Annotated in this window: 14 protein-coding genes, 1 pseudogene and 1 riboswitch; of the genes and pseudogenes, 9 read left to right on the top strand and 6 right to left on the bottom strand. The window is 68.0% G+C overall.

Features of this window, described 5'->3' with window-relative positions; genetic code table 11:
* Position 1 precedes the first annotated feature (1 nt).
* The 3 genes and pseudogenes from csrA to trmD all read left to right on the top strand — a co-directional run bounded on the left by csrA (position 2) and on the right by trmD (position 1796).
* Positions 2-184, top strand: a pseudogene (gene csrA / locus NZ773_10900) (carbon storage regulator CsrA).
* 192 nt (positions 185-376) lie between these two features.
* Positions 377-1027, top strand: coding sequence for a PilZ domain-containing protein (locus tag NZ773_10905; GenBank protein ID MCS6802432.1), 651 nt, complete (start codon positions 377-379; stop codon positions 1025-1027).
* Between the two features lie 10 nt (positions 1028-1037).
* Positions 1038-1796 (top strand): tRNA (guanosine(37)-N1)-methyltransferase TrmD, encoded by a 759-nt coding sequence (gene trmD, locus NZ773_10910; GenBank protein ID MCS6802433.1) that lies wholly within the window; start codon positions 1038-1040, stop codon positions 1794-1796.
* On the opposite strand, the gene NZ773_10915 is transcribed toward trmD, so the two are convergent.
* A complete protein-coding gene (locus tag NZ773_10915; protein MCS6802434.1) occupies positions 1774-2562 on the bottom strand; it encodes an alpha/beta hydrolase in 789 nt (262 codons plus the stop codon). The two genes, trmD and NZ773_10915, sit on opposite strands and share 23 nt — an antisense overlap.
* An 89-nt stretch (positions 2563-2651) precedes the next feature.
* Here NZ773_10915 and NZ773_10920 point away from each other — a divergent pair, with 89 nt between their 5' ends.
* Complete coding sequence (locus NZ773_10920; GenBank protein ID MCS6802435.1) at positions 2652-3563, top strand: methyltransferase domain-containing protein; 912 nt, start codon at positions 2652-2654, stop codon at positions 3561-3563.
* An 8-nt stretch (positions 3564-3571) separates the two neighbouring features.
* Positions 3572-4282 carry a hypothetical protein gene (locus NZ773_10925; GenBank protein MCS6802436.1) on the top strand — a complete coding sequence of 237 codons (711 nt, stop codon included), beginning with the start codon at positions 3572-3574 and terminating at the stop codon, positions 4280-4282.
* On the opposite strand, the gene NZ773_10930 is transcribed toward NZ773_10925, so the two are convergent.
* Both NZ773_10930 and NZ773_10935 read right to left on the bottom strand, forming a co-directional pair.
* Positions 4260-5258 (bottom strand): zinc-dependent alcohol dehydrogenase family protein, encoded by a 999-nt coding sequence (locus tag NZ773_10930; protein MCS6802437.1) that lies wholly within the window; start codon positions 5256-5258, stop codon positions 4260-4262. The two genes, NZ773_10925 and NZ773_10930, sit on opposite strands and share 23 nt — an antisense overlap.
* A gap of 3 nt (positions 5259-5261) precedes the next feature.
* The gene (locus tag NZ773_10935) at positions 5262-6176 is read right to left on the bottom strand and encodes a hypothetical protein (GenBank protein MCS6802438.1); all 915 of its coding nucleotides are present in this window, start codon (positions 6174-6176) and stop codon (positions 5262-5264) included.
* Positions 6177-6253: 77 nt separating this feature from the next.
* On the opposite strand from NZ773_10935, the gene gmd reads away from it, so the two are divergent.
* The 3 genes from gmd to NZ773_10950 all read left to right on the top strand — a co-directional run bounded on the left by gmd (position 6254) and on the right by NZ773_10950 (position 10149).
* Positions 6254-7243, top strand: a complete 990-nt coding sequence (gmd, locus tag NZ773_10940) for a GDP-mannose 4,6-dehydratase (GenBank protein ID MCS6802439.1) — start codon at positions 6254-6256, stop codon at positions 7241-7243.
* A gap of 1 nt (position 7244) precedes the next feature.
* Complete coding sequence (locus NZ773_10945; protein MCS6802440.1) at positions 7245-8276, top strand: histone deacetylase; 1032 nt, start codon at positions 7245-7247, stop codon at positions 8274-8276.
* Positions 8277-8442: 166 nt separating this feature from the next.
* A complete protein-coding gene (locus NZ773_10950) occupies positions 8443-10149 on the top strand; it encodes an alpha/beta fold hydrolase (GenBank protein ID MCS6802441.1) in 1707 nt (568 codons plus the stop codon).
* Positions 10150-10779: 630 nt separating this feature from the next.
* Here the strand turns inward: NZ773_10950 and NZ773_10955 are convergent.
* From NZ773_10955 to NZ773_10965, 3 genes are read right to left on the bottom strand one after another with little or no spacing between them, the layout of a single operon-like run.
* The gene (locus NZ773_10955) at positions 10780-11694 is read right to left on the bottom strand and encodes a sulfurtransferase (protein MCS6802442.1); all 915 of its coding nucleotides are present in this window, start codon (positions 11692-11694) and stop codon (positions 10780-10782) included.
* Between the two features lie 2 nt (positions 11695-11696).
* Positions 11697-11978 carry a sulfurtransferase TusA family protein gene (locus tag NZ773_10960; protein ID MCS6802443.1) on the bottom strand — a complete coding sequence of 94 codons (282 nt, stop codon included), beginning with the start codon at positions 11976-11978 and terminating at the stop codon, positions 11697-11699.
* 31 nt (positions 11979-12009) lie between these two features.
* Positions 12010-13245, bottom strand: a complete 1236-nt coding sequence (locus NZ773_10965; GenBank protein MCS6802444.1) for a YeeE/YedE family protein — start codon at positions 13243-13245, stop codon at positions 12010-12012.
* Between the two features lie 337 nt (positions 13246-13582).
* Positions 13583-13660, top strand: a riboswitch (Fluoride riboswitch).
* A gap of 80 nt (positions 13661-13740) precedes the next feature.
* Here NZ773_10965 and crcB point away from each other — a divergent pair.
* Complete coding sequence (crcB, locus tag NZ773_10970) at positions 13741-14118, top strand: fluoride efflux transporter CrcB (protein ID MCS6802445.1); 378 nt, start codon at positions 13741-13743, stop codon at positions 14116-14118.
* Positions 14119-14124 lie beyond the last annotated feature (6 nt).

Consider the following 14124-nt stretch of genomic DNA (forward strand, 5'->3'; position numbering starts at 1 on the left):
GATGCTGGTCTTAACGAGAAAGGCCGGCGAGTCCATAGTCATCGGCGGCGAGATCGAACTGACCGTTCTGGAGATCGACGGCGATCACATTCGACTTGGCATTCGGGCTCCGCGTTCGGTCCCGGTCTACCGTACCGAACTGTGGGCGGAGATCCAGCGGGAGAACGCGCTTGCCGCGAGTTCGGCGACCCAGAGCCGCCTTCCGCTCGCTGCGCTACCGGCGGCTCGCGCTGACCGTCGGCCGCGTGTCCGCCTGCCGCGTCCCGCGCCCGAGCCGCTTTCGTAGCGTCGCGGCTGCGCTCCGCGCTGCGCAATCACGCAGGCGCCGAGCGGGCACGAGCGCGTGCTCCTGCTGGCAATGCCGGGAGCGCCGGGCATGATGCCCGATCTCTCCTTCCTCGCTCCCGGGCAGGCCGCTCGGCTTCGCTGGACCGCCGGGCAAGGGCCGGAGCACACCCTGCGCGTGCGCATCGCTGCCGTCCAGCGTACCCATGTCGTTGTGACGCCGATCGCAAGCGGTCCGAGCCCGCGGCTCGGCCAGACGCTCGATCTCGAAGTCGGGCTGCCGACCGGCTTCTTTGTCCTTCGCAGCGAGGTGATCGGCCACACCGTCGGCGCGTCCGACCTCGTGCTTGAGGTCGCGCGCGTTGAGCGCATTCAGCGCCGCGCCTTTGTGCGCGCGCCGGTCGACCTGAACACGATGCCAGCCTATCTCCTCGGGGCGGACGGCGAGCCGACGACCCGGTTCGCCGTCCGCCTGCTCGACCTGAGCGGCGGCGGGGTTGGCTTCGAATGCCTCGAGCCGCTCCTGCCGGGGCAGCTGTTCACGATCGTCCTGCAGCTCGACGGCAGCAGCCCGATCCGCCCAGTCGTCCGCGTGCTTGAGGTCTCGGCCCGGGAGCGGGGCGACCCGGCAATTCGGCGCGTGCGCGCTGTCTTCGAGGCGATCGCCGAGCGCGACCGACAGCGCATTATTCAGTTTGTCTATCGCCTTCTTGCTGATGAGCGACGCAGGAACAATGACTGACGCCTCGCCGCTGCAGATCGACATCATTACGATCTTCCCGGGGATGTTCCGTGGCCCCTTCGACGAAAGCATCATCCGCCGGGCGATTGCGCGCGGCAGCGTGCGAATTACGGTCCACGATCTTCGCGACTGGGCGACCGACCGCCATCGCACCGTAGACGACTACCCCTTCGGGGGGGGGCCGGGGATGGTGATGAAGCCCGAACCGATCTTTGCCGCCGTCGAGTCGATCCTCGCCGGCGAGCGGGGACGGATCATTCTCCTCTCCCCCGCGGGGCGGCGCTTCACGCAGGCGGTCGCCGAAGAACTGGCGCGTGAGCGGCGGCTGCTCTTGATCTGCGGTCATTACGAAGGCGTTGACGACCGCGTGCGCGAACATCTGGCGACCGACGAGATTTCGATCGGCGATTTCGTGCTGACCGGCGGTGAACTGGCGGCGATGGTGATCGTCGATGCTGTCGTGCGGCTCCTGCCGGGGGTTATCGCCGGCGAGTCGCTCGCCGCCGAGTCGCACAGCAGCGGCCTGCTCGAATATCCGCAGTACACGCGCCCTGCCGAATTTCGCGGCTGGCGCGTTCCCGAGGTGCTGCTCTCGGGCAATCATGCGGCGATCGCGGCGTGGCGGCGTCAGCAAGCGATCCTTCGCACTGCGCGCCAGCGTCCGGATCTCCTCGCTCAGGCGGACCTGAGCCCGACCGAGCGCGCCTGGCTTGCTGAGCAGCTCGCCGGCGGCGACCAGCCGGCGCCTACTCGAGAAGAAACGCCGTGATCAGCGCGCAGCTTGCCGCCGGCTGAGTGACAAGGGGAAACTTCTCGCTCTCCTCGATCACGGCGGTGCGGACAGTCCGAAACAGCCGCGCCAATTCGGGCTGAACATGAGCGAAGGCGTCATCGCGCGAGCAGAAGAGCAGCGTCGGGGCGGCGATCAGCGGGATGCGCTCGCGGATGCGCTGCTCGTACACGGCACGGTGGCCCCAGTGGGTGTTCGGCATCGCCTTCAGAAAATCGATGCCGTAGCGGTGACCATAGTCGGTCCCCCAGTAGCGGCTGGCGTATGAGGCGAGGCCGGCGGCAAGCTCGTTGAGATAGCGAAATTCAGGGTCCGGGAACGTCGGGCGGAGCGCGGCCAGCTTCCGCTCGCGCTCCTCCTCGGCGACATCGGGCAGACCGCAGAGGACCAGTTTGTCGACCCGGTCGGGGAAGGCGGCGGCGACCTCGGCGGCAACGGCTGCGCCGGTGTGAAAGCCGAGCAGATGCGTCCGCGCGAGGCCGACTGCGTCGAAGAAGTCGACCACTGCGCGCGCGTAGCCCGGCATGCCCGGGTAGTCCGCAGGATGGTAGGAGTCGCCGTACCCCGGCAGGTCCATCGCAAGGCAGCGGAAGCGCGCGGCAAGGCACGGCAGCACTTCCGAGAAGCCGTCCGAAGAGCGTGCCACCTCATGCAGGAGGACGAGCGGCGGCCCCGCGCCAAGCTCGCGGTAGTGGATCGGACCGGCAGGAGTGGCAGCAAACGCGCGGCGGGGCGAGGATGCCATAGCCCATCTCCAAGGAGAGGATGGCGCATCGTAGCACGCGGGCGCCGCGGCCACAGCGCCTGCGGAGAGGGCTGCTAGAATCCGCGGCGATGGTCACCCTCGTCTGTCCGGACTGCCGGACACCCCTCGACCGCCGGACCGACGTCCTCTGGTGCGCCCCCTGCGGACAGGAGTACCCGATCGTCAACGGCATCCCTCGCTTCGAGCCGGAGGACCCGTTCTACCGCAACGAGGAGCGGTGGTCGCACCCCGACCGCGCGACCGGCGGACTGCGCATTTGGCTCGTCCGCAAACAGCGCTTCTTCGTGCGGCGGCTTGCCGGGCGCGGCGGAACGCTGCTCGATCTCGGCTGCGGCGGCGGCTGGGCGCTGTTTGCCCAGGGACGCGAGGCGGTCGGGGTCGATATCGCCCAGCGCTCGCTCGAAGCTGCGCGGACGCTCTATCCGCTGACTGTTGCGGCCCACTGGACAAAGCTGCCTTTCCCCGACAACAGCTTTGACCTTGTTGTCTCCTCGGATGTGCTCGGCCACGTGCCTTTCGAGGAGAAAGACCGTGTGTTCAGCGAGCTCTATCGTGTCCTCAAGCCGGGCGGGCGGACCCTGCACTACATTGAGGCAGAAGGTGTCGACCCCCTGACGCGGTTTGCGCGCCGCTGGCCGGCGGCGTATCGGAAGCATTTCATCGAGCCCGAAGGGCATATCGGGATGGAGCGGCCGACAGCGATCTTCGCGCGCTTCCGCCGGCATGGCTTCAAGCCCTGCCACGAGGAGGGCGCCTACAAAGTTCTCGTCTACGTCAACCGAACGGTCCAGCTGTACGACGGCGACTACGCCCGGCGCTCGCGGCTGCTCGCGCTCTGGGTCTGGGCCGCGAAGGCGGCGTTGCGCACCCGGGCGACAGAGACGCTGGGCAATCTTGCCGTTGCTGCCGCGCTCGAGATTGGCGATCGCCTTCTGCCTGTCGACTGGGGGAGCGGCGTGCTTGTCGAGTACGAGAAATAGGAGGACGGATGGAACTGCGGCAATACTGGGCGATCTTCCGTCGTTGGTTCTGGATCCCCCTTGGGCTTACCTTGCTCGCCGGCGGACTGAGCATTCTGCTCGCGCCGAAGCCGCAAACGACCTACACCGCCACCCTGCGCGCCATCGTCTCCGTTCCTCCCGAGCCCCGGCATCCCGGCACCTTCGCGTATGAGGGCTATTACGCCTGGGTCGCCTCCGAATATCTCGTCGATGATCTCGCGGAACTGGTGAAGAGCCAGATGTTCGCCCAAGATGTGGCGCGCGAGCTGAACGACCCGACGATCACCAGCGCCCAGATCTCCGGACAGCAGTCGACGCGGCGCACCCACCGCCTGCTCTCGATCACGGTCACCGGCAGCGACGCGGCGCAAGTCGAGAAGATCGCGAAGGCCACCGCGACGGTGCTCGACCGGAACAGTGCCCGCTACATCGCTCAGCTCTCGCTCGGTCCCGCGAAGATCGAAGTCGTCGACCCGCCAGTCGTGACGGCGCAGGTTGCAGGAGTGCGCGGCAACCTCGACATTCTCGTCCGTGCCGCGCTCGGCTTCGCGGCCGGCTTTGCGATCATGGTGCTCCTTGCCTATCTGGACAACCGCGTGCACGACGCAGCGGAGGTCGAAAAGCTGCTCGGGCTGCCGGTGCTGGGCGAGATCCCGCGCGAAAAGCGGGCCCTGTTTAAGCGGCAGGCGAAGGCATAGTCAGCACCGCTGCTCCCTTCACCTGCCCGGCGGCCAGCCGAGCGAGCGCCTCGTTCGCTGCCTCCAGCGGAAACACGTCGACCGCTGTTCGGAGAGGAATGGTCGCGGCGAGGGCGAGAAACTCTTCTGCGTCGGCGCGGGTGAAATTCGCGACGCTCCGGATGCTGCGTTCCAGCCAGAGCAGGTCATAGGAAAACTCGGGCATCCGGTCGAGGTGGATGGCGTTGATGGCGACGGTGCCGCCGCGATCGAGTGCGCGCAGCGCCGCAACGACGACCGCGCCGGCGGGGGCAAACGTGATCGCCGCATCGAGCGGGAAGGGCGGCTGCTCATCGTAATTTCCTGCCCAGACTGCGCCGAGCGCGGCGGCACGCGCCCGCTCCTCCGGCGAGCGCGTGGCAACGGCGACCTCGCAGCCCCAAAAGCGGGCGACTTGGATCGTCAGGAGCGCTGATGCGCCGAAGCCATACAGGCCCAACCGTCCTCCGGGCTGGATCCCCGCGATCTTCAGCGAACGGTATCCGATGACGCCGCCGCACAGCAGCGGTGCGGCGGCGAGGTCATCGAAGCCGGGAGGAAGGCGAAGGGCGAAGTCAGCGCGGACGGTCATCCGGGTGGCGTAGCCGCCATCGCGATCCCAGCCGGTGAAGCGCGCGTCGGGACAGAGGTTCTCCCGGCCGGAGCGGCAAAAGCGGCAGGTACCGTCGGTGCCGCCGAGCCAGGCAACCCCAGCGCGCTCGCCCACCTGCCAGCCCGTGACCTCAGCCCCAACCGCAATCACCCGGCCAACCGCTTGGTGCCCCGGTATGATTGGCAGCCGCCGAGCGGTGAGGTCTCCCTGCGCAAGCTGAAGGTCGGTCCGGCAGACAGCGCAGGCGGCGACCTCGAGCAGGATCTCGTCTGCTGCCGGCGTTGGGTCGGGGCGCTCTATCCTGACAAGCGGCTCGCCCGGCCGCTCCAACACCATTCCGCGCATCGCTCACCTCTCTTGATGGTTTGCCCAAGCGCGCCGCTGCCCGGCACGCGAACTGGCGCTGCTCGGCGGGCGTCTCGTCGGCGCAGTTCGATCGTCTCCGGCTCGGAGAAGACGGCCATCCCTGTGGTACGGGCCGCGGCGAGCGTGGCCGCGCGGCGCAGCACGGCGAAGCTCATCGCGAGCAAGCCGATAGTCGGGACGATCGCCCGAGGGACGCGGTCGGGGGGTGGAGTTGAGCGGCCGGCTGACGACTGCTTTGCCGAACTCGTGCGCGCCTTGGGCGGAGATGACGCGCGTCTGCCTCGCCGCCAGGCAGAGCAAACAGGTCGTCTCGGGCGCGTTGAGCTCCTCGTCGATCACGGGGGCGTGCCCGAGCGCTGCGCGGGAGAAGCGCGCCGCTGCCGCCCCGCCGCGGACGATCGCGGCAGAGGCAGCGTCGGCGAAGCCGGTTCGCGTTGGACCGTGCTCCTCGACAAAGCGGCGCATCCGACCGGCCACCGTCTCTGGCACGCCATCGAGCTGAACGAGATGGATCGGCGTGCCGGCGGGGCCAGCGGCGACGACCCTAGCGGCAGCGCCGACCGTCGTTCCAAATTCATGGAGCGTCGGCGCAGCCCGCGCCGGAGAGCCGCGCGCGGCGATCGTGTCCATGGCTGCGGCTATGTCGATAGGGGAGAGCACGCGGCGGCAATTGCTGGAGTAGCGCCCTTCTGCTGGCCGGCGCCCCATTCGCCGCTGCGTCCCCGCAAACTCGAGCAGCAGCACACGGCCGACCCCGCTTCGTCCCCCGAGCGGCACGGCGGCGCCACGATCGGCAAGGAGCTTCGTGGCGGTGGTGCCGACGGGGGACATCAGGTCGAGGACGCGAAGCCGCGACAATCCCGGACGCATCTTCTCCCCTGCAGGTCCGCCGAGCATCAGCTGAGCGTCATCCTACAGCCAAACCGGCCACCGTGCGCTACGATTCGGACGGCGGCGACGGGGTAAGGAGGATCATGGCGACCAAGCGAGCAATGATCACCGGGATCACCGGCCAAGACGGCTCGTACTTGGCGGAGTTACTGCTCTCCAAGGGCTACGAAGTGATCGGCATGCTGCGCCGGAGCAGCACGGTCAACTTCGAGCGCATCAGTCACATCCAAGATCGGATCACGCTCGCCACCTTTGACCTGCTGGATTTCTATTCCATCGTCCATGCGCTGCGCGAGTACCGGCCCCACGAGGTGTACAACCTTGCTGCGCAGTCGTTCGTCCAAACCTCGTTTACGCAGCCGGTGCTGACCGGCGAGACCACGGCGCTCGGCGTCACGCGCGTGCTGGATGCGATCCGGGTGGTCGACCCCTCGATCCGCTTCTACCAAGCGAGCAGCAGCGAGATGTTCGGCAAGGTGGTCGAGACGCCGCAGCGGGAGACGACCCCGTTCTATCCGCGCAGTCCCTATGGCGTTGCCAAGGTGTACGGCCACTGGATCACGGTCAACTATCGCGAGAGCTACGGCCTGCATGCCACCTCGGGCATCCTGTTCAATCATGAGTCGGAGCGCCGCGGCCTCGAATTTGTGACTCGCAAGATCAGCTACGGCGTGGCGCGGATCAAGCTCGGGCTCGACCGCACTCTTGCGCTAGGGAACCTTGAGGCGCGGCGCGACTGGGGCTATGCGCCGGACTATGTCGAAGCGATGTGGCTGATGCTGCAGCAGGACGAGCCGGACGACTATGTCATTGCGACGGGGGAGACCCATTCCGTGCGCGAGTTCGCCGAGCTCGCCTTCAGCCATGTCGGGCTGGACTACCGCGACCATGTCGTGATCGACGAGCGCCTCATGCGCCCTGCCGAAGTGGACCTGCTTGTTGGCGATGCGAGCAAGGCGCGGCGGGTTCTTGGCTGGCGGCCGCGGACGAATTTCGAGACCTTAGTGCGGCGCATGGTCGATGCCGACCTCGCGCTGCTCCGGCGCCAGATCGAAGGGCCGGTGTACCGCTGAGATGCAGCGCGTCGGCGTTATCGACGACCCCATTTTCGATAGCCACCGCACGGGCTCGCATCCGGAAAATGCCGGCCGGCTTGCCGCCATTCGGATGGCGATCGCGAACAGCGAAGCGCGCCGGGCGATTGTCCCGCTCGCCTTCCGCCCTGCCACAGAGGAGGAGCTGGCGCTCGCCCACGCCGAGCGGCATATCGCTCGGATCCGCCAGATTGCCGATCGCGGCGGCGCATGGATAGATGGGGATACGATCGTGACGGAGGCGTCGTACGACGTTGCGGTCCACGCCGCGGGCGCGGCGGCCCGCGCGGTTGAAGCGGTGCTCTCCGGCGAGCTGCCGACGGCATTCGCGCTCGTTCGCCCGCCTGGGCACCACGCCACGCCCGACCGCGCGATGGGCTTCTGCCTCTTCAACAACGCCGCCATCGCCGCTCTGGTCGCCCGCGAACGGTTCGGCATCGAGCGCACTCTCCTGATCGACTTCGACGTTCACCACGGCAACGGCACGCAAGACATCTTCTATCGCGACCCGTCGGTCTTCTACTTCTCGGTGCACCAATGGCCGCTCTTCCCCGGCACTGGGCGCGTCGACGAGGTCGGCGAAGGCGCAGGCTATCGGACGACGGCGAATGTGCCGCTTCCGCCGAACTGCGGCGACGATGTCTACCGCGCCGTCTTCGACGACGTTCTTGTCCCTCTCGCGCGGCGCTATCATCCCCAGCTGGTGATTGTCTCGGCAGGGTACGACGCCTACTGGGCCGATCCGCTCGCGAGCGAGCGCTTGACGATCGAGGGGTTTGCGCACCTTGTCCGGGTCTGTCGTGCCATCGCCGAGGAGCACTGCGGCGGCCGGCTTGCCGTCACCCTCGAAGGCGGCTACAACCCGAAAGGCCTAGGCGCTGGGGTGGTGGCGACGATCGCCGAGCTTGCCGGCTGCCGCGAAGTCAACGAGCCGATCCCGCCGCCTGACCTGCGCGGCGCTCCTGACGTCCGCGGCCTCATCGACCGCGTCCGTGCCCTCCACGGCGTGTAGCGTTTGCCTTCCCTCCGGTGTCCGGCGCGGGCAGAGCGCGCCCGCTGGCAGCATCCCCAGCGCTGGGCGCCGCGCCGAGAGCATGATGGGGAGGATGCCGCCGCGCAGCGAGAGAGACACGCCTGCGCAAGCGCTATGCTGGCGCAGCGAGCGAGAGGAAGAGACCATGCTGCCCGTTCGCCACTACGCCTCCACCAGCAGAGGGCGCCGCATCCACTACCGCCGCCTTGGCGAGGGGCCGCCCCTCGTCATGCTCCATTCCTCGCCCAGCAGCTCGCAGGGGCTCGTCCCCCGCATGCTCCAGCTTGCTCGCGGCCACACCTGCATCGCGATCGACACCCCGGGGTACGGCGAGTCGGAAGGGCTGGCTGCTGACCAGCCGACGATTGCTGACTACGCCGACGCCCTCTGCGAGACGCTCGACGCGCTCGGCTTGCCGGTCGTCGACCTCTACGGAACGCACACCGGCGCGACAATCGCGCTCGATTTCGCAGTGCGCCACCGCAAGCGTGTCCGCCGTCTCGTCCTTGATGGCGTGGCGGTGTACAGTGAGGAAGAGAAAGCGCGCCATCGTGCGCACTACACTCCCTCGCTTGCCCCGCAGGACTACGGCGAGCACCTGCTGCGCTACTGGAATATGCGGCGCGACATGGCGATGTTCAGCCCGTGGTATGCGCGCCGGCCGGAGAACCGTCTCCGGAGGCCGCTGCCGACGCCGGAGCAGCTGCACCAGAGCGTTGTCGACTTTCTGCGCGCCGGCGAGGAGTATTGGAAGGGCTATCACGCCGTCTTTCGCTACGACACCGCTGCCGCGCTCGCGCAGCTCGCCGTTCCCACGCTCATCACGGCCGCGCCGACCGACACCCTCAGTCGTCACATCGAGCGCGCCGTCGGCCTCTCGGAAAGGATCGTGACCGTTCCAGCCAGCGAGGATTCCCAGGAGCGGATCCTAGAGTTCCTCGCGGGCGAGCCGCTGCCCGACGCGCCGCCGCCCGTTGTCTCCAGCTCCCCTCCGGGTGTTCCCCGGCGCGAGTACGTCGCGACCTCAATCGGCCAACTGCTCCTTCGGCGTGCTGAGGGCGGCCCTCGCCGGCCGCTTGTGCTGCTCCATGCGATGCCGGGGTCAAGCGCGTACCATGAGCGGCTGATGCCTGACCTCGCGAAGGACCGCCCTGTTCTTACCTTCGACCTCCCCGGCAACGGCGACTCGGCGCCGCTGCCGGGCGAGCCGGAAATTGGGGACTTTGCGCGCGTGATGTGGGAGGCGCTCGACGCGCTCGGGGTCGACGCGTGTGACCTCTACGGCGCGCATACCGGCGCCCTGATCGGGATGGAGATGGCGATCGCGCGGCCGCAGCGGGTGCGCCATCTCCTCCTTGATGGGATCACGCTCTTCACGCCGGAGCAGACGGCCGAGTATCTCGCGCGCTACTGCCCGCCGCTGGTCCCGACGGCAGAGGGCACCCATCTCATCTGGGCGTGGAACTTCCGGCGCGACATGCTGCTCTGGTGGCCCTGGTACGACCACAGCGTGGAAGGGCTGCGTCTAGAAGGCAGCGTCCCGTCCGCAGCGGCGCTTCATTCCGGGTTCGTCGAGTTCATCAAAGGCGGCTTGACATACCATCTTGCCTATCGTGCGGCCTTCGCCTACCCGACGCGCGAGCGGCTGCCGCTCGTTCCTGTCCCCATGCTCCACCTCTGCAGCGAGGTCGACCCGCTGCGCGCCTGCGTACCGGAAGCGCGCCGCCTGACACCGCAGACAACGTCCCGCATCCACCGGGGGACGGGGACGCCCGAGGCCATGGCGGAGACGCTCGCGCTCTGGCGCGCCTTCCTCGACGATGAGCCGCTGCCGCCCGGCCCGGAATTCTGACGGCGGGCAATCGCCGGCACGCCGGCGCGCCCGGGCGGCCCGGTCCAAGACCGCGCGGAACTGCAGCGTGCACCCCGCTTGCAGGCAGGGGAACAGATCGATCTCGCGCAGGAATTCCGCCAAGGAGGTGACCACCGCTTCAGCTGGTCGCGCCGGGCGGCGCTCGCGTTCAGGGAGCTCCCCCCTACGGCAGGATGCCGACAGCGCCGCGGGCGGCGGCCGACTGTCGGCGCTCAGCGCGGCGAGCGAGCGGAGCGCTCCGCGCAGCTCCTGCTTGGTGATCACGCGCCTGCTGCGCCCGGCTCGCAATGACGGCCGAACGAGAGGCGCGTGGCCGGCGCCGTCGACCACTGGCGCAGGCTGCGCAAGCGGTACTCGCAATGACAGTCAACGGGAAGTCGCGCGGCTGAGGCGTTTGTCTTGGCGAGGGGAGCGCTCCGTTGTTGGCGGTGACCGCGCGCTCCGCCGCACCGTCGTTGCGAGCGAGGCGAAAGCGAGGCGAAGCCGAGCGCGGCACCCTCGATCGAGCGAGAACGCTGCCCGCCGGGCGTAGCCTCGGTCCGTCGGCGGCTGGGGCACCGCGCCGCCCTGATGGTGCGGGCGGCGCCCCCTTCCTCAGCGAGAAGACCCCTAGCGCGCGATCGGCGTATCTGGGCGATTGCCGTACTCGGCCCACGAGCCGTCGTAGGTGCGGACGTTCTTGTAACCGAGGAGGCGCAGCGTGAAGAGGGTATGCGCGGCGCGCACCGCCGTCTGGCAGTAGGTGATCACTTCCTTCTCTGGGGTCACGCCCGCCGCTTCGTACAGCTGGCGCAGTTCGGCAGCCGGCTTCCAGACCCGAACATCATCGTTGGTGACGGTGCGCTGCCAGTCGATATTGACGGCGTTCGGGATGTGGCCGCCGCGAGCGGCGCGCACGTCGGTGCCGTTGTACTCGGCAGCAGTTCGGGCATCGACGATGACAACATCCGACCGCTTGGTCGCGTTCAAGACATAATCGAGTGCGCAGACGACGGTGTCATTCAGCTTCGGCGTGAACGTCGCCGGGGCGACGGAGGGGACCTCCGTCTCGATTGGCCGGCCTTCTTTCGCCCACTTGTTCCAGCCGCCGTTGAGCACTTGGGCGTTGGAGTGGCCGTAATAGTCGAGCACCCACCAGAGGCGAGCAGCCCACAGACCGCCTTGATCGTCGTAGGCGACGACATGCGTCTCGTTCGCGATCCCATGCTCGCCCATGATCTTGGCGACGTTGGCGGGCGATGGCGCGTACAGCTTATCGACAGGGTCTTTGAGGAGCGCCGTGTCGAACCAAACAGCGCCGGGGATGTGGCCGGCGTGATACTTCTCCTTGCTCCGGAGGTCAACGATGCGGAGGCGGGGGTGCTGGAGCCGGCTTGCCAGCTGGTCGGTTTCGATCAGCAGGTCAGGGTTGGCGTAGCGGGTTCGATCCTCCGCGGCAACGCTAGGGCCGCCTGTCGGCGTAGCGGGGGCGCAGCCGGTCACGACGAGGGTGACGGCGAGGAACGAGAGGACCAGTCCTTTCATTCTTACTCCTGTCCAAGCTCGCGCAGCCGGTTGGCGACCTGCGCCATCGCGCGGCGCGCGTCGAATGCCCCGTGCTGGCGCACAAGGGTGATCTTCCACTCCCCAGGGCCGGCCACTTCGATCTCGGCGGCAAAGCCGGCCTTCGCGCCTTCCCAGGGGACCGTTGAGAGCGCAGGGGGGTGATCGGTCAGGACGACCAGCGTCTCGCCCGTGAGCCGTTTCAGCGCCTCTTTGGTCTTCAGCGCGGGGTAGGGACACATCTCTCCGCGAACATCCAGTTCCATCGCTCCTCCTGTTGGTGTTGGTGAAGGGGAATTAGGGCAAGCGCCGGATGATGAGCGTGCCGAGAAAGGCGCCAGCAGCGAGGGAGACCCCGAAGACCCACCCGTTGAGCGCGAGCGAAGGGATCGCTGAGAAGAACGCGCCGATCGTGCAGCCGACCGCGATGCCAGCGCCGTAGCCCATCAGCACTCCGCCGCCGATCGCTTGGAGATAGCGGGCAGGACGGCGCGGCGTCCGCAGCTTGAATTCTGACGAAGCGAGCGCGGCAAGGAAGGCGCCAACGATCAGCCCGGCGTCGAGCGTGAACGCGGAGGTCAGCCAGCCGCCATCGCCGACTGCGAGATTGCAGCCTGCGAAAAGGTCGACGCCGAGCAAGGGGCCGGCGCTCAGGCCGACAAGGCCGGTCAGCCGCTCCGCCCACGCCGACAGCTCGCCGGTAACGCCCAGCGGGTGGTCGTAGATGAAGGCGAAGACGTTCAGCATCGCGAGCGCGACGGCGCCGGCCCACGCCGGCCATCCGCGCACAACGATCCGGTGAGAGAGCGCGCGGAGATGGTCGCCGACGCTGAAGGCGGGAGGGAGCGGCTGGTCTGGAGGCGGTGGCGGCGGAGGCCCTTCCCGCATCTCCCACCAAACGACGACAAGGTAAACCGCGGCGAGCGCGAGGATGCTTCCCACCAGCGCCCACCAGTGCCCGACCAGTCCCGGCAGCCAGACGAGCGGCATGGCAGCGATGTGGGTCGTCCACCACCAGTTCCAGGTGTGAGCGGCAAGGGAGAGGCCGCCGAGAATGCCGAGGAGGGCGACCATCGAGGCGACATACCCTTCGCCGATGCGAAAGAGCGTGCCGGAGACGCAGCCGCCCGCCAGCACCATGCCGAGACCGAAGAGTACGCCGCCGACGACGAGATGCAGCCCGACCGGAGTGACGTGCGCGCCCGGGGGGAGCGTGCCGAACGAGGGGTCGGGCACAAGGCGCGCCATCAGCAGCCAGAAGCCGACGGTTGCGCCCATCATTGCGACGATCAGACCGCGCAGGAGGCGGCCGTCGTGGGCCAAGAAGAGATCGCGAAAGGCGCCGGCGAAACAGAGGCGGCTGCGCTGAAGGATGATGCCGAACGCGATACCGATCCCCCAGAACACGCCGAGGTCCGGGTCGACAGCCCAGAACGCGGCAAAAGCGACGAGAACGAGCGCGGCAACGAGGAGAGCGCCAGCCCCAGCCCAACGCGGCCGGGTGGTCGAGGAGGCTGCAGCGACACCGATCATCCCCGCTCCAGATAGTTGACTAAATCAATCTCGTTAGTAATGCAGCAGCATAGCGCAGCGGCGCCTGCGCGTCAAGCCGCGTTTGCGGCCTCGCGCTGGGGAGTGGCCGTGAGGGCAGGCTGCGCAAGAGGAAGGAGCAGCGGCAGGCGAGCAGCGGCTGCCCGCGTGTTCTCTTCGCTGGCAGCGCGCAAAATGGCCGGTTGCACTCGCTTCCTGCGCCGTTTGGCCGTGGCGGCCCTGCTCATCAAGATAGGCGGGCTAGGAAGCGCGGCCGCCAGCGGAGCGCGGATGGAGACAGCGCCGGACGAGTGCCGGGCGCTCGCGCTTTTGCTATATTGACTCAAACGGCGATGGGTCCCGCCGGGGCCAGCGATGGCCCGAACCGCCCTGCTGGGCTGATGGCTCCTAGAGCGAACCGCACCGGTTGCGCCTAGGAGCATTTTCTTCTTCGCCGAGCTTCCACGGCGCAGCCGAGCGAGCAGCGTGGAGGCTGATATGCATTTCGCCGTGATCGCGGGCGGCGCCGCGATCGGCGCCGTCCTTCGCTATCTCGTCGTCACGCACACCGCCGCCTGGCTGGGCGGAGCGTTTCCTTACGGAACGCTCATTGTCAACGCGACAGGCGCCTTCGCTCTCGGCCTCATCGCGGAATGGATCGGAGCGCATGCCTCCGTCGATCCGCACGTTCGCCTCTTCTTCGTCACAGGCGTGCTCGGCGGCTACACCACCTTCAGCAGCTATGCCTGGGAAGCGCTCGAACTGACCCAGTCGGGATTGTGGCTTCGCGCATTGCTCTATGCTGCCGCGAGCAACGTTGCCGGGTTCATCGGGGTCGCACTCGGCGCGCTCATCGCGCGCAGCGCGTCGCTGTAGAAGGGA

This window comes from Dehalococcoidia bacterium (assembly GCA_025054935.1).
GTDB lineage: Bacteria > Chloroflexota > Dehalococcoidia > SpSt-223 > SpSt-223 > JANWZD01.

Excerpts from the sequence above, each read along its gene's own strand:
- NZ773_10905 (MCS6802432.1), top strand. The coding sequence starts at position 377 with ATGATGCCCGATCTCTCCTTCCTCGCTCCCGGGCAGGCCGCTCGGCTT.
- NZ773_10915 (MCS6802434.1), bottom strand. The coding sequence starts at position 2,562 with ATGGCATCCTCGCCCCGCCGCGCGTTTGCTGCCACTCCTGCCGGTCCG.
- NZ773_10920 (MCS6802435.1), top strand. The coding sequence starts at position 2,652 with ATGGTCACCCTCGTCTGTCCGGACTGCCGGACACCCCTCGACCGCCGG.
- NZ773_10925 (MCS6802436.1), top strand. The coding sequence starts at position 3,572 with ATGGAACTGCGGCAATACTGGGCGATCTTCCGTCGTTGGTTCTGGATC.
- NZ773_10930 (MCS6802437.1), bottom strand. The coding sequence starts at position 5,258 with ATGCGCGGAATGGTGTTGGAGCGGCCGGGCGAGCCGCTTGTCAGGATA.
- NZ773_10935 (MCS6802438.1), bottom strand. The coding sequence starts at position 6,176 with ATGCTCGGCGGACCTGCAGGGGAGAAGATGCGTCCGGGATTGTCGCGG.
- gmd (MCS6802439.1), top strand. The coding sequence starts at position 6,254 with ATGGCGACCAAGCGAGCAATGATCACCGGGATCACCGGCCAAGACGGC.
- NZ773_10945 (MCS6802440.1), top strand. The coding sequence starts at position 7,245 with ATGCAGCGCGTCGGCGTTATCGACGACCCCATTTTCGATAGCCACCGC.
- NZ773_10950 (MCS6802441.1), top strand. The coding sequence starts at position 8,443 with ATGCTGCCCGTTCGCCACTACGCCTCCACCAGCAGAGGGCGCCGCATC.
- NZ773_10955 (MCS6802442.1), bottom strand. The coding sequence starts at position 11,694 with ATGAAAGGACTGGTCCTCTCGTTCCTCGCCGTCACCCTCGTCGTGACC.
- NZ773_10960 (MCS6802443.1), bottom strand. The coding sequence starts at position 11,978 with ATGGAACTGGATGTTCGCGGAGAGATGTGTCCCTACCCCGCGCTGAAG.
- NZ773_10965 (MCS6802444.1), bottom strand. The coding sequence starts at position 13,245 with ATGATCGGTGTCGCTGCAGCCTCCTCGACCACCCGGCCGCGTTGGGCT.
- crcB (MCS6802445.1), top strand. The coding sequence starts at position 13,741 with ATGCATTTCGCCGTGATCGCGGGCGGCGCCGCGATCGGCGCCGTCCTT.